13 protein-coding genes are annotated in these 13274 nt (G+C 72.9%); 4 read left to right on the forward strand and 9 right to left on the reverse strand.

Annotated features, from left to right (window positions below):
- Nucleotides 1-14: 14 nt before the first annotated feature.
- The 6 genes from ACFY2K_RS06245 to ACFY2K_RS06270 form a co-directional block, all read right to left on the reverse strand.
- A complete protein-coding gene (locus ACFY2K_RS06245) occupies nucleotides 15-896 on the reverse strand; it encodes a branched-chain amino acid aminotransferase (protein WP_387709869.1) in 882 nt (293 codons plus the stop codon).
- Entirely contained in the window at nucleotides 893-2212 is a 1320-nt protein-coding gene (locus tag ACFY2K_RS06250; RefSeq protein ID WP_387709871.1) for an ATP-grasp domain-containing protein, read from the reverse strand. Before ACFY2K_RS06250 ends, ACFY2K_RS06245 begins: the two co-directional genes overlap by 4 nt.
- An 89-nt stretch (nucleotides 2213-2301) precedes the next feature.
- The gene (locus ACFY2K_RS06255; protein ID WP_387709873.1) at nucleotides 2302-3330 is read right to left on the reverse strand and encodes a DMT family transporter; all 1029 of its coding nucleotides are present in this window, start codon (nucleotides 3328-3330) and stop codon (nucleotides 2302-2304) included.
- Nucleotides 3331-3371: 41 nt separating this feature from the next.
- Nucleotides 3372-4700: a DUF6421 family protein gene (locus tag ACFY2K_RS06260; protein ID WP_387709875.1), complete on the reverse strand. Its 1329-nt coding sequence runs from the start codon at nucleotides 4698-4700 to the stop codon at nucleotides 3372-3374.
- Entirely contained in the window at nucleotides 4697-5281 is a 585-nt protein-coding gene (locus tag ACFY2K_RS06265; protein WP_375890601.1) for a bacilysin biosynthesis protein BacA, read from the reverse strand. The genes ACFY2K_RS06260 and ACFY2K_RS06265 overlap by 4 nt, the downstream gene beginning before the upstream one ends.
- A 231-nt stretch (nucleotides 5282-5512) precedes the next feature.
- On the reverse strand, nucleotides 5513-6652 hold the full coding sequence (locus tag ACFY2K_RS06270; RefSeq protein ID WP_375890603.1) for a PucR family transcriptional regulator: 1140 nt from the start codon (nucleotides 6650-6652) through the stop codon (nucleotides 5513-5515).
- 86 nt (nucleotides 6653-6738) lie between these two features.
- Between ACFY2K_RS06270 and ACFY2K_RS06275 the strand changes: the two genes are divergently transcribed.
- Both ACFY2K_RS06275 and ACFY2K_RS06280 read left to right on the forward strand, forming a co-directional pair.
- Entirely contained in the window at nucleotides 6739-7824 is a 1086-nt protein-coding gene (locus tag ACFY2K_RS06275; protein WP_380593358.1) for a ferredoxin reductase, read from the forward strand.
- A gap of 7 nt (nucleotides 7825-7831) precedes the next feature.
- On the forward strand, nucleotides 7832-8950 hold the full coding sequence (locus tag ACFY2K_RS06280) for a fatty acid desaturase family protein (protein ID WP_375890607.1): 1119 nt from the start codon (nucleotides 7832-7834) through the stop codon (nucleotides 8948-8950).
- A 125-nt stretch (nucleotides 8951-9075) separates the two neighbouring features.
- On the opposite strand, the gene ACFY2K_RS06285 is transcribed toward ACFY2K_RS06280, so the two are convergent.
- The 3 genes from ACFY2K_RS06285 to ACFY2K_RS06295 all read right to left on the reverse strand — a co-directional run bounded on the left by ACFY2K_RS06285 (nucleotide 9076) and on the right by ACFY2K_RS06295 (nucleotide 11437).
- Entirely contained in the window at nucleotides 9076-9828 is a 753-nt protein-coding gene (locus ACFY2K_RS06285; RefSeq protein ID WP_380520964.1) for a peptidyl-tRNA hydrolase, read from the reverse strand.
- A 91-nt stretch (nucleotides 9829-9919) separates the two neighbouring features.
- On the reverse strand, nucleotides 9920-10402 hold the full coding sequence (locus tag ACFY2K_RS06290) for a hypothetical protein (protein ID WP_380591017.1): 483 nt from the start codon (nucleotides 10400-10402) through the stop codon (nucleotides 9920-9922).
- Nucleotides 10403-10507: 105 nt separating this feature from the next.
- Entirely contained in the window at nucleotides 10508-11437 is a 930-nt protein-coding gene (locus ACFY2K_RS06295; RefSeq protein WP_380520961.1) for a hypothetical protein, read from the reverse strand.
- 124 nt (nucleotides 11438-11561) lie between these two features.
- On the opposite strand from ACFY2K_RS06295, the gene ACFY2K_RS06300 reads away from it, so the two are divergent.
- Together ACFY2K_RS06300 and ACFY2K_RS06305 are read left to right on the forward strand one after the other, a co-directional pair.
- A complete protein-coding gene (locus ACFY2K_RS06300) occupies nucleotides 11562-11933 on the forward strand; it encodes a YbjQ family protein (protein WP_375890615.1) in 372 nt (123 codons plus the stop codon).
- Nucleotides 11934-12097: 164 nt separating this feature from the next.
- Nucleotides 12098-13273 (forward strand): NAD(P)-binding domain-containing protein, encoded by a 1176-nt coding sequence (locus ACFY2K_RS06305; protein ID WP_387709878.1) that lies wholly within the window; start codon nucleotides 12098-12100, stop codon nucleotides 13271-13273.
- Nucleotide 13274 lies beyond the last annotated feature (1 nt).

Raw genomic sequence — 13274 nt, forward strand, 5'->3', positions numbered from 1 at the left:
ACCCCGCCACCCCGTCACCCCTCGCCCGGGCGGGTCAGCCCGGCGTACGCCTTGGACAGGGTCGTGGTGATGCTGCCGACCTCGAAGGAGTGGCCGTCCACGCCGGACACCGGCTGCACCTCGTAGGCCGTGCCGGTGAGGAAGACCTCGTCGGCGCCCGGCAGTTCCTCGGGCTGGATGTGCCTCTCGTGGACGGGGATCCCCAGCTCCCGGGCGAGGGCCAGGACGGTCCGCCGGGTGATGCCGTCGAGGAAGGTGTCCGCGGTCGGCGTGTGCAGGGCTCCGTCGATCACCAGGAAGAGGTTGGCCCCGGTGGCCTCCGCCAGGTACCCGCGGTGGTCCAGGAGCAGGGCGTCGTCGCATCCGGCCGCCTCCGCCTCGTCGCGGGCGAGGGTGCAGATGTTGTACAGCGACGCCGCCTTCGCCCGTACCGGCGCGGTGTCGGGGGACGGCCGCCGCCACCGGGACGTGCGCAGCCGGATGCCGCGGCTCTGCGCGTCGCCGGAGAACACGTGCGGCCACTCCCAGGCGGCGATCGCGACGTGGACGGACGTCCCCGCCCCGGACACGCTGATCTGCTCGCTGCCCCGCCAGGCCACCGGCCTGACGTACCCGTCGACGATCCCCTGGTGCCGGATGGTCTCCTGCATCGCGGCGTCGAGTTCCGCAGGGGTGAAGGGGATACGGAAGTTCAGCTCCCCCGCCGAGGTGTGGAGGCGCTCGAAGTGCTCGGCGGACTTGAACGGCCGCCCGTCGTACACGCGGATGCCCTCGAAGATGCCGCCGCCGTAGTGCAGGCCGTGGGAGAGGACGTGAAGTTGGGCGTCGCGCCACGGCACGAACGCCCCGTCCAGCCAGATCACGCCGTCGCGGTCGTCGAACGGAACGGTGGTCACGCCTGCCCCTCGTGGTCGGTGTCTTCGGTGTCGTCGGTGTCGACGGTGTCGACGGTGTCATCGGTGTAGTCGATGCGGATGGACTGTTCCAGGAACCGGTGGAACTCCTCGGCCTCGGCGGTGTCCGCGTGGCGGGACAGCACGAACGCCGGGTAGCCGGTGAAATCCGGGTAGGGCCGCACGACGTCCCCGGGGAAGAGCATCTGCACGACGTGGTCGACCCTGGGGTCGTCGCGCAGTTCGGCCAGGCCGTGGATCGCGGTGATCCGTCCGGAACCGCCGCAGGGGACGATGTAGTTGGCCGCGGCCGCGACGGGTGTCGGCGACGGGCCGGAGCCCAGGGGTTCGGTGGCGGTGCCGGCGGCGATCCGCAGTGCCTGGGCGGCGAAGTCGATGCCGGTCACTCCGGAGGCGATGTAGTGGGACACCCCGGAGCCCCCGATCCGGGCTCCCATCTCCAGCAGGTACGGCGTCTCGCCGCCGCGCAGGCGCAGTTCCGTGTGGGTGGGCCCGTCGGTGATGCCGAGGGCCCGGTGCGCGGCGACCACCTCGCGCCGGACGGACTCCTGCACGGCGTCGGGCAGGGCCGCCGGTGCCCGGTAGACGCCCTCCTCGAAGTGCGGCCCCTGGGGGTCGCCCTTGTAGCCGATGGCCAGGACTCGCACGTCTCCGCCCTGGGCGAGGGACTCGACGGCGAACTCGGGGCCGTCCAGGTACTCCTCGACCACCAGGCCGTCCGTGCGGCCGAGCTTGTTCGCGGAGGTCTGCCACACCTCGTCCACGACGCTCTTGAGGCTCTGCGGGGTCTCCGCCTTGGTGACGCCGAGGCTGGAGAAGCCGTGGGCGGGCTTCACCACGACGGGGAAGGCCAGGCGCGCCGCCTTCTCCCAGTCGGCCGGGTCGTCCAGCCGGACGAAGCCCGGCACGTTGAGGCCGGCAGCGGCCAGACGCTCCCTCATGACGCGCTTGTCCTGCGCGCCGAGCGCCGCGTCGCGGCCGATTCCGGGGAGTCCGAGCAGCTCGGCGGCTTCGGCGACGAACGGCACGGCGGGGTCGTAGAGGGTGACGACGCCCTGGAAGGCGTTCGCCTCGTGCCGTCGCCGCAGGGCGTCCAGTGCGCCGGCCGGGTCGCCCTCGACGTCCAGCCGCAGGAGGTCGACCACGGCCGGCGGCAACCGGTCCGCGGACACCGCTTCGTCGGGCCGGGGCACCAGCACGAGGTCGATCCCGGCCCGTTGGGCGCTCTCGAAGACCCAGGGGAGCGAGGTGCGCTGGTAGACCAGTACGAGGGTGGGCCTGGGGCTGTCCGCTGTCATCACGGGGTCCTTTGCGGTCACGAGGCGTTCTGCCGTCACGAGGCGTTCTTCCGGCACGAGGTGTTCTGCCGTCACGAGGTCCTTCGCCGTCACGATGTCCCCTGCCGGGCGGGCACTTCGGTCCCCTGCCCGGTGTGCGTCCCGTCCGGGGCCGCGGCGGCTGCGGGGGCCGCCTCGGCCGCAGGGTCCACCTCGACCACCTCGACCACCTCGGCCGTGGCGCGCCCGGCGGGGCGGGCACCGCCGATGGTGAGCCACACGCCGCCCCCGCACAGCAGGAGCAGCAGGATCACGAGCGGTCCGGGCGCGGCCTCCCGGCCCAGGGCCCACTCCCCCAGGCGCACCAGGAACGGCACCACGAGCGCGAGCGCGGAGGTGAACAACGGCCCCTTGCGCAGGATGAGTTCGTGCGAGATGAGGAAGACCGGGGCGGTGAGGACCGCGCCGAGGACCGCGATGCCGCCCCAGTCGGCCGGGGAGACGCCGCCGAGCGGGACGAACAGGGCGACCGCCAGCCCCAGCATGACCGTGCCCGCCCCGGTGACGGCGGGCAGGGCCGCGACCGGGGTCAGGTCCGCCATCCGCCGCCGGTAGACGTAGCCGTACACCGCGTACGTGAAGGTGCCGCCAAGCGCCAGCAGGCTCCCGCCCGCGAGGGCGCCGCCGCCCGCCCCTGAGCCGGCGCCGGCGGCCGCGGAGCCGTCGGCGAGGGCGTACCCGCAGGCCGCGACGACGGCCAGCACCGTGCCCAGGACCTTGCGCGGCGAGGAGGGCTCCCGGAAGGCGGCGACCCCGATCACGAAGGTGATGCAGGGCAGCAGGGAGACGATCAGGCCGACCCGGGAGGCTCCGATGAAGCCGGTCCCGAGCAGCGTTCCGGAGTAGTACGCGAAGAAGCCGAGGAAGGCCAGGAGCACGACGGTTCCGCGGCGGGCGGTCGCGGCCCGGACGTCGGACCGCGACCGCGGGTACAGCAGGGCGATGACGGTGATGACCACGAAGCTGGCCGCCGTCCGCCCGGCCGCCACCGCCAGTGGGGGAACGCCGTCGACCAGCCGCCCGGCGAGCAGCCAGCCGGCGGCCAGCAGGGAGATCATCAGTGCCGAGAGGGCGGGCACCACGAGGTGTCCGCCCCGGCGGGGGCGCAGGGGCGCGCCCGTCACCATTCCGCCCGCTCGAACTCCAAGGCAGGCATCCGGTCCAGCCCCTGCTTGGCGCGCAGCAGGACCCGCTGGTCCTCGGTGAAGGCGTACCGCTGCCGTGCCCCACCAGCAGCGACACCGGCAGCGACACCAGCGGTGACACCAGCCGCGACGGACTCGGGCTCGGGAAGGTACCTGCGGACCAGCTCCTTGGCCGCCGAGCGGTACTCGTCGTCGGTCGTGACGGCGGCCTCCAACTCCTCGACCGTGGCGACGAATTCCCGCAGCGCGTCGAGGGCCTCGGCCCGGTCGAAGTGCAGCAGTCCGCCGTCGTCCGGGGAGCCGGTCAGCGCACCGTGCTCGCGCAGCCAGGAGTAGATGAACACCCCGGTGCCGGAGTCGAAGTTGCGGGTGGCGTCGTCCGCCTGCGGGTAGCGGAAGACCCGCTCCAGCAGGATCATGTCGACCTGTTCCGCCGCGAACGGGACGACACCGCTGTCCGCGCAGGCCAGCACGGTCTTGGCGTCGACCTTGATCTCCTCCAGCAGGCCGACGAACCAGTTCATCTTCAGCGAGATGTGCTGGTCGAACGGCCAGAGGCCCTGGTAGTGCATCGAGTCGTGCAGGTAGCCCCAGATGGCGCGGGCCTCGAAGCACACGTCGGCGTCCAGGCCCGTGGACGCGCGGGGCAGGGACTCCGGGGTCAGGACGGCCTCCGCGCCGCGGAGCGCGTAGGTCTCGTGGATCTTCCGCATCTTGTTGTAGAAGAACATGGCGTACGGCTGCTCGGTGATCTTGTCGTGAGCGGCCACGTTCTCCGGGAAGAACACCAGGCAGTTGCCCTGCCGGAAGCCCGCGCTGCCGGTGATCAGGATGAGCGACTGACAGTTGTTCTTGGGATGCGGGTACGACCCGGCCAGCTCCGGCAGCGCGGCGGGCTCCTTGCGCAGCGCGAAGAAGCAGTCCAGTCGCTTGCCCACGGGCGGCGCGCTGTTGGTGCTCTGCAGCGGTGCGAGGAAGAAGACGGCCGAACCGTCCTCGGGCACCCGCAGGGCGTCCCGCGAGCGGGCGAAGTGCGGCTTGGTGTCGAGGCCGGCCGCGAGCCAGCCGTCGACGTCGGCGGCCAGCGCGGCCGCCTGGTCGTCCTGTCCGCGCCGCGCGTACCAGGCGCAGGCCTCGTCGCGGATGCGGCCGAGCAGCGCGCGGTCCTCCGCGGTCGCGTCGGGGACGGTGCCGTCGTCCGCCTGACGCGCCCGGAAGCGGTCGACCTCCGGGATGAGGGAGCCGGCCAGTTCGTCGGCGTCGGCGAGCAGGTTCGCGGGGACGGGTGCGGTCGCGGTGGTCACAGGGCCGCTCCCACCGGGATCCGCCGCTCGTCCCCGGCACCGACCGCCAGCACCTGATGGACCGTGAACACCATCGGTACGGGGCCGAAGTCCCGCACCACGCGCAGCCCTTGGTCCTCGGCCGCGACGATGGTGGTGATGCAGCCCTCGACGCGGCCCTCGGCGCACTCGATGGCCGCCCGGGAGTTGCTCAGGACCTCCCGGATCTCCGTGCCGTCGGGCACGAGACCCGTCGGCGCCGGGTGCGAGGCGACGGTGGCGGGCGCGTCGACCCCGTTGGTGGCGAGCACCATGTTGTGCGTCGGCATGATGAAGCTGTCGACCATGTGCAGGCGGTGCAGGTTCCCGAACACCAGGGTGTGCAGCGCCGGGTAGACCGCGCAGGCGACCAGCGCGTGCCGTCCGTCGTCCGGTACGGCGTCGAGCGCGGACTCGATGGACGAGTGCAGCTCCACCGTCCCCCGGACTCCCCGGCGGCGCAGCCACTCGTGGGACGCTGCTTGCAGATTGGTGCCGCTCGGACCGAGCGTGTGCAGGTGCCGGACCTCGTCGACGTCCGCCCCGTTTTGGGCATGCCTCATCGGCTCCCCCTCCCCCAAAGAAAGAACACGGCGACCGTACCGGGTGGTTCCGGAAGGCCTCCGCTAGGAGAACATGCCCGCTGAAAGTGATCAAGTGACTGCAGATGTGATCTCGGATGGCGGGCTCGTGCTGCCCGCTCCCGGCCGCCGCCGACCGGACGGCCCGCGACCGGGACTCCCCGTGCCGCGCAACCGCCGTTCTCCCGCGTGCCGTTGTGGTCCGAGTGGGCGTCAGCCGACCCGCAGGCCCAACGCCAGGGTCAGTTCGAGGACCCGGTCCGGTGACGCGAGGTCCGGGAACAGCTCCCGCAGCTGCGACATCCGGTACCGGACCGTCTGCGGATGGACGAACAGCACCGCCGCCACCTCGTCCCGCCTGCCCTGGTGCAGCAGCCACGCCCGCAGCGTCTCCTCCAACCGCCGTGCGGTCGCGGCGGGCAGGGGCCGCAACGGCGCGAGGGCCCGGGCACGCAGGTCCGCGAACGCGTCCGCGTCGGCGCTCAGCACCAGTTCGGGCAGGTGGTCCTCGGTGTCACGGATGTCCGCGGAGAGGGAGCGCGCGCGCACGGCTCGGGCGTACGAGGCGGACGCACGGATCCAGGGCCGGGCCGGGCCGACCACGGCGGTGCGGTCGGCCAACTGCCGCAGGAGGTGCGACCGGTCGGCGTCGGGGACGAGCAGCACACCGGTGGCATCGGGCAGATCGTCGAGGACGAGGGTGCCCGGGTCGAGCGTGCGGTAGGCGGGCCGGGCCTGAGCGGCGGGCAGCAGGACCGCGGTCAGCGAACCCGGAGGCTGCCACCCGGCCCGTTGAACGGCGGCCAGCAGCACGTCCGGGCTCGCGCCGGCGAGGAGGTCACGGGCCAGGTGTTCCAGGTGGCGCTCCTGGGCCCGGCCGCGGGCGGCCAGTTCGTCGGCATGGCCCGCGGCGCTCGCGGCGGAGAGCTCGTCGATGTAGGCGAAGGTCAGTTCGGCGAACTTGGCGACCTCGGCGGCGGGCAGACCCGCGGGTACGGCACCCGCCGCCAGGCACCGCCAGGCCACCCGGGCGCCGACGCGGTAGGCGCTGAGCAGGGCGTCCATCGAACGGCCGTCGCGCACCTCGCCGCGGCCCAGCTCGTAGGCCGCGTCACCGGCGTCGCCGCCCGTGGCGTTCCCGCTCGCGAGGTCCAGGTAGTGCCCCAGGGCGGTGCGGACGGCCCGGCGGATGGTGCCGCCCATGCGGCCCGAGAGGGCGTTGGCGTACGGAGGGACCTCGTCGATGATCGCCTGGACGACCTCGTCGGCGGTGGCCGTCAGCGCGGCCCGGAGCGCGGCGACCGTCGTCCCGTCCAGGGCCAGCTCGCTGGCCCTCCGGATGGCATGGCTCATGTTCTTGTTCCCTACGAACAATTCTACCGACCAGATTTACGTCCTGCGGTCAGGACTTTACGCCTCGGGCGCAGCAAGCTGGAGTCATGACGAGTGCAGCCCTCCGCAGCAGGGCCTGGAAACTGCTGGAGATGGTCACGACGCCACTGCTGCCGTCGGACTACCTCGACCTGGTCAGCCCGCTGCGTGCGGGCGCCGACCTGCGGGGGCGCATCGAGGCCGTGCACCCCGAGACGGGTGACGCCGCGACCGTCGTGATCAGGCCGGGCCGGGGCTGGCGCGGCCACACGGCCGGTCAGTACGTGCGGATCGGGGTCGACGTCGACGGGAGGCGCCTGTGGCGCGCCTACTCCGTCACCTCACCGACGAACCGCCGGGACGGCCGCATCACGATCACCGTGAAGGCGATCCCGGACGGCAAGGTCAGCAACCACCTGGTCCGTGGGGTGGCACCGGGCACGCTGGTCCAGCTCGACCAGCCGACCGGTGACTTCGTCCTGCCGCCCACCAGGCCCGCCAAGGTGCTCTACCTGACGGCCGGCAGCGGCATCACGCCCGTGATGGGCATGCTGCGCGACATCGAGTTGGACGACGTCGTCATGGTCCACTGCGCGCCGCGGCCGCAGGACGTGATCTTCCGCGACGAACTGCACGGCCTGGTCGCGGACGGGAAGCTGCGCCTCACCGAGGTGCACACCGCCACGGACGGCACACTCGACATCGCCCGTCTCGGTGAGCTCGTGCCCGACTGGGCCGAGCGCGAGACCTGGGCCTGCGGCCCCGCGGGCCTGCTCGACGCCGCGGAGCGGCACTGGAGCGAGCAGGGCGTCCGGGAGCGCCTGCACACCGAACGCTTCCGCCCCCGCATCGCCGTCTCCGGCAACGGTGGCAGTGGCGGTGGCGGTGGCGGTGGCGGTGGCGAGGTCACGTTCAGCACCACCGGCAGGACCGTCGAGGCGGACGGCGCCACGCCGCTGCTGGACGTCGGCGAGGAGGCCGGTGTGCTCATGCCCTCCGGGTGCCGCATGGGCATCTGCTTCGGCTGCGTCACGCCGCTCAAGGCGGGCGCCGTCCGCGACCTGCGCACCGGCGAGATCACCGAGGCCGAGCCGGGCGTCCTCATCCAGACCTGCGTGTCCGCCGCGGCGGGCCCCTGCGACATCGAACGGTAGACGCACCTTGACCGCCATCGACCCCACCGCCCACCTGACCGCGGAGCAGATCGAGGAGCTCGGCCGCGAGCTGGACGCGATCCGCGACGAGGTGATCGCCGACCGCGGCGAGAAGGACGCCGCCTACATCCGCAAGGTCATCTCGACGCAGCGCAAGCTCGAACTGGCCAGCAGGGGCGTGCTGCTGTTCTCGATCTTCCCGCCCGCGTGGGTGCTGGGCACCGCCGGCCTGTCGGTGGCGAAGATCATGGACAACATGGAGATCGGCCACAACGTCCTGCACGGCCAGTGGGACTGGATGCGGGACCCGAAGATCCACTCCACCACCTGGGAGTGGGACCACGTCTCGCCGTCCGACCAGTGGAAGCACTCGCACAACGAGCTGCACCACACGTACACCAACGTGATCGGCAAGGACAACGACCTCGGCTACGGCATCATGCGCGTCGACGAGGACCAGAAGTGGCACCCGTTCCACCTCGGCCAGCCGCTGTGGAACCTCGTCAACGCCTGCTTCTTCGAGTACGGCATCGCGGCGTACGACCTGGAGCTCGGCAAGAACCTGCGCAAGGACCGCCGCAGGAACCCGGAGTTCCGCGCGCGGGCCAGGGCCGTGGGCCGCAAAATCCGCAAGCAGGTGCTCAAGGACTACGTGATCCACCCGCTGCTGTCGGGCCCGTCGTTCCTCACCACGCTCGCCGCCACGTTCACCGCGAACCTGGTCCGCAACATCTGGACCCACTCGGTGATCATGTGCGGGCACTTCCCCGAGGGCGTACAGGTCTTCGAGCGGCAGTCGATCAACGGCGAGACGCGCGGCCAGTGGTACCTGCGCCAGATGATGGGCTCGGCGAACATCAGCGGCAGCAGGGCCATGCACTTCATGAGCGGCAACCTGTCCCACCAGATCGAGCACCACCTGTTCCCCGACCTGCCGAGCAACCGGTACGCCGAGGTCGCGGTGAAGGTGCGCGCCCTGTTCGAGAAGTACGAGCTGGAGTACGTCACCGGGCCGCTGCCCAAGCAGGTGTTCTCCGCGTGGCACAAGGTCTTCCGGCTCTCGCTGCCGAACCGGAAGCCCAAGGCCAGGACGCCGGACCGCGGGAAGGAACTCGTCACGGCCTGATCCCGGTACCGGTTCCCCGGATTCGGTCTCCCGGGCTCTGTTCCCCGGATTCGTCTCCCGGGCTCGGTGCCCCGGACTCGGTACCCCGGGTGACGACATCCCGTGGCGGGGTCAGCGTGCCGCGTTCACGGGCGCCGAAAGCGCAGGGTGGGGCAGTAGCGCTCGCCGCCTTCGAAAACGACGGTCGGCCCGGGGGCGATCTCCGTGAAGCCCGCGTCCCGGACCACCGGCAGTTCGCTGCGGACCAGTTCCTCCCACGCCCCCGGCTCCGCCGTGCGGACGGCGAGCGCGAAGCCCGACTCCGCCCACTCCTTGCGCTGCGCCTCGTCCAGCCGCCACCAGGCGAGCTGCGCCGCGTGGCCGGTCTGGGCCATGGTCTTGCCCGCGCTCATCTCCAGCTCCGGGTTGACCCACAGCACCGGCAGCCCCGGCGCGGGCGCGCCGACCTCGGCGGTCTCCTCCAGCTCCGTACCGGAGACCTGCAACTTCGCGAGGTCCTTCGGCCAGCCGTCCAGCGGGACCGGCGGGAACACCCGCACCTCGGCCTCCCGCCCCCGCACCGTGATGCCGGGCAGTTCCCCGGCCCGGCGCCACTCCCCGCCCCGGGCCCGCCGGACCACCTTGCGGATCCGGGCGTCCTCCCAGGCCGCGACCCGCTCCGCCCACTCCCCGTCCACCTCGGTCACCCGGGGGTCGGCGAGCAGGGTCAGCACCGCCCGCGCCGAGGTCTCCAGCGCGTCCGTGCGCCCGGGCGGCGTGGCCTTCTCCAGTCGGACCAGCAGCGGCAGCACGTACTGCGGCCGCGCGTCGCGGTCCTCGGGGTCGGGAGCGTCGCCGGGGGCGGGAGCGGGGGCCGGGTCATCGAACGGAGAAGTCACCCGTCCAGCATGCCAGCCCCGCCACCACCGCCCCGGCCCGCCCCCGTGCCCTCGGGCGCGCCCCGAGGGCACGGGGGCGGGCCGGCCGGATTCAGCGCAGCCGCTGCCGCAGTTCGTCCACCGCCGCCCGGATCCCGGCGCTGTAGGCGTCCTCCGGCAGGGCGTCCAGGCTCCGGACCGCCCGTTCCAGCTGTTCGCGCGCGAGATCCGGCTCCCCGAGCTTGAGGTGGTCGGAGGCCAGGTTGAGGTGCAGCGACGGATAGAAGGCCCGTACCTGGAGCGCGGAGTCGTAGGTCCGGGCGCGCTCGGCGGTCAGCGAGTCGGCGGCCGCGAGGGCCCGCCGGTCCCACTCCAGTTCGGCCCGGGGGTCGTCCTGGAGGTCGGCCAGATAGTGCGCCAGGACGCAGCGGTGGAAGACGTCCCGCTCGCCCAGTTCCTCCCAGAGGGCCTCGAAGCTGGCCCGCGCCTCGGCGGTCCGCCCGCGCTGCGCCGCCCGCACGCCGTCCAGTCCGAGCGCGATCCGGCCGAGCGCCGACTCGTCCGGACCCGACTCCGCCGAGGACGCACCGCGCACACCGGACACCCCAAACACATCAGACACATCGGACATGCCCGCAGCCTAGGGCCGGTCCGACGCATCCCGCCCGGCAAGGTCCGCCGGACAGGCCCGGCCGCCCGCTCAGCGCCGGTAGCCGCGCTGCGGGTCCCGCTCCTCGGCGTCCTCGTACATCAGGAACCAGCCCTCGGGGTGCGTCGCGGCCAGCAGCAGTTCGGTGCGCTGCTCCGCGCCGAGCTCCGGGTCGCCGTCGTCCGGCCCGAAGACGCCGAACAGTTCGTCGTGGCAGCCGTCCCAGTCGTAGTCGTACAGGTCGGCGGGCAGGTCGCCCATCATGTCGGCCACCGACTCGGGTTGGGAGCCCAGCAGCGTCCGGGCGTCCACCAGGGCCATCCGCAGCGCGATCTCATCGGCGAGGCAGCGCGGCAGCGGCCATTCGCCGAGCGCGAGGTCGTCGGCCAGGTCGTCGAAGGCCCGCGCCATGGTGCGCCGCCAGTTCCGGTGGAGCCGCCAAGTGCGCTGCGGCAGCCGGGCGAAGACCGTCCAGTCGACGTCCTCGCCGTCGACCACCGGGTCGTCCCCGTGCTCGTCGAGGTCGTCGTAGGCGGCATCGGCCAGGCCGAGCAGCTGGGCGTGCAGCAGGCAGGCGGTGCGCGGGGTGAGGGTCCAGTCGGCGCCCGCGCCGCCTTCCTCGTCCTCGCCGTCCAGCGGGAACAGTTCGGCGAAGTCCGGGGTGAAGTCCTCGGTGACGCTGATCTCCAGCGTGCCGCCGATCGCCTCGACCCCGGGAATGGCGGCCACCAGCCGGTCCGGGTGGAGCAGCGCGCCGAGCGCCGCGTTGGCGTCCTCGGCCACCTCGCGCAGCAGTTCACGGCGCTGGCCGGCCGGGTCGACGCCGTCGAAGTCCAACTCCTCGACGGCCCTGATCGCGGCCGCGCGCAGCGCCGGCCAGTCATTGATCCGCAGGCCCAGCACCACCGTCGCCTCGATCTCCGGCGCGCCGGAGTACTCTGCCGCGCCCGGCCCCTGCGGATGATCGCTTCGCTCGCCCATGGGGCTACGGTACGGCTTTTCGGCCGCCCGATCACCGGTCCGTACCAGCTTCCGGAGAGCTTCTCGGCCACCGCCCGGCCGCGCCTCTGTCACCCGGACGCACGACACCGGCAGGATGGCCCCCATGGCTGACATCAACGAGTACGGCGGCGGGCAGGGCCCGAACGCCGACGTCATGGTCGTGACCACCAACGACATCCCCGGCTTCCGGGTCGACCACGTGATCGGCGAGGTCTTCGGGCTGACCGTGCGCAGCCGCCACATCGGCAGCCAGATCGGTGCCGGGCTCAAGTCGCTGATCGGCGGCGAGCTGCGGGGTCTGACGAAGACCCTGGTCGAGAGCCGCAACGAGGCGATGCAGCGGCTGATCGAGCAGACCAAGGCGCGCGGCGGCAACGCCGTCCTGATGATGCGCTTCGACGTGACGGAGGCGGCGGACGTCGGCACCGAGGTCTGCGCGTACGGTACCGCCGCGGTGATCTCGCCGATCGGCTGAGGCCCAGCACCTCACCACGGACCTGACCGCGCCGCTCCGCTCGGGAACAGCCACCGCCACCCCGATGTTTCACGTGCGTGACTGTTTACGGTGCAACAGGTGCAACAGGTGCAACAGGTGGAGCAGGGGCGACAGGGGCGACGGACGAAACCGGCGCGCGGCGCGTGGACGTCCTGGTGGTGGGTGCCGGACAGGCCGGACTGTCCGCCGCCTACCACCTCGGCCGCCGCGGCTTCGCCCCCTACCGGGCGGGAGTCGACGGCGGCTTCGTCGTGCTCGACGCCAACCCCGCCCCGGGCGGCGCCTGGGCCCACCGCTCGCCGTCCCTGCGGATGGCCACCGTGCACGGCTTCCACGACCTCCCGGACGCCGAGCTCCCGGCACCCGACCCGGAGGCCCGCGCGCGGGAGGTCGTGCCGGGGTACTTCACGGCGTACGAGACCCGGCACGCGCTCCCGGTCGTGCGCCCGGTCGCGGTGCGCGCCGTACACGCCGAGTCCGAGCGCCCCGACTCCCGGCTGCTGATCGAGACCGACCGCGGCACCTGGTCCACCCGCGCGCTGATCAACGCCACCGGCACCTGGACCCGCCCGTTCCTCCCCCACTACCCCGGCCACTTCGCGGGCCGTCAGCTGCACTACGCCGAGTACCGCGGCCCCGAGGAGTTCGCGGGCCGGCGCGTCCTGGTGGTGGGCGGCGGCGCCTCGGCGATCCAGGTGCTGTCCGAGGTGGCCGCGGTCGGCGAGACGGTCTGGGTCACCCGTTCCGAACCCGTCTTCCACGAGGGCCCGTTCACCCCCGAGTACGGGCGCGCGGTGGTCGCCAAGGTCGAGGAGCGGGTCCGCCAGGGCCTGCCGGTGCGCAGCGTGGTGAGCGTGACCGGCCTCGGCCCGTCCGTCGCCTACCGCCGCGCCGAGGAGCTGGGGGCGCTGCACCGCCGCCCGATGTTCGACCGGCTCACCGAGCACGGAGTCGCCTGGGGCGACCAGGAGTTGGCAGTGGACGCGATCGTCTGGGCGACCGGTTTCCGCCCCGAGGTCGGCCACCTCGCCCCGCTCGGCCTGCGCTCCCCCGGCGGCGGCATCGCGCTCACCGGCACCCGCGCCACCGCCGACCCGCGCGTCCACCTGGTCGGCTACGGGCCGTCCGCCAGCACCATCGGCGCCAACCGGGCGGGCCGCGCCGCCGTCAACGACCTGGTCGAGCTGCTCGGGGACCCGACCGGGCGGGCCGGTCGGGCCGGCCTGGACGATCGGGTCGGGGCGGCCGGGGCGGCTGGGGCGGCCGAGCGCGGGACCGTACCCGTCCCCGTTCCCGTCCCCGCCGCCGTCCCCGCCTGAC

The organism is Kitasatospora sp. NPDC001309, from assembly GCF_042896295.1.
Classification (GTDB): Bacteria; Actinomycetota; Actinomycetes; order Streptomycetales; family Streptomycetaceae; genus Kitasatospora.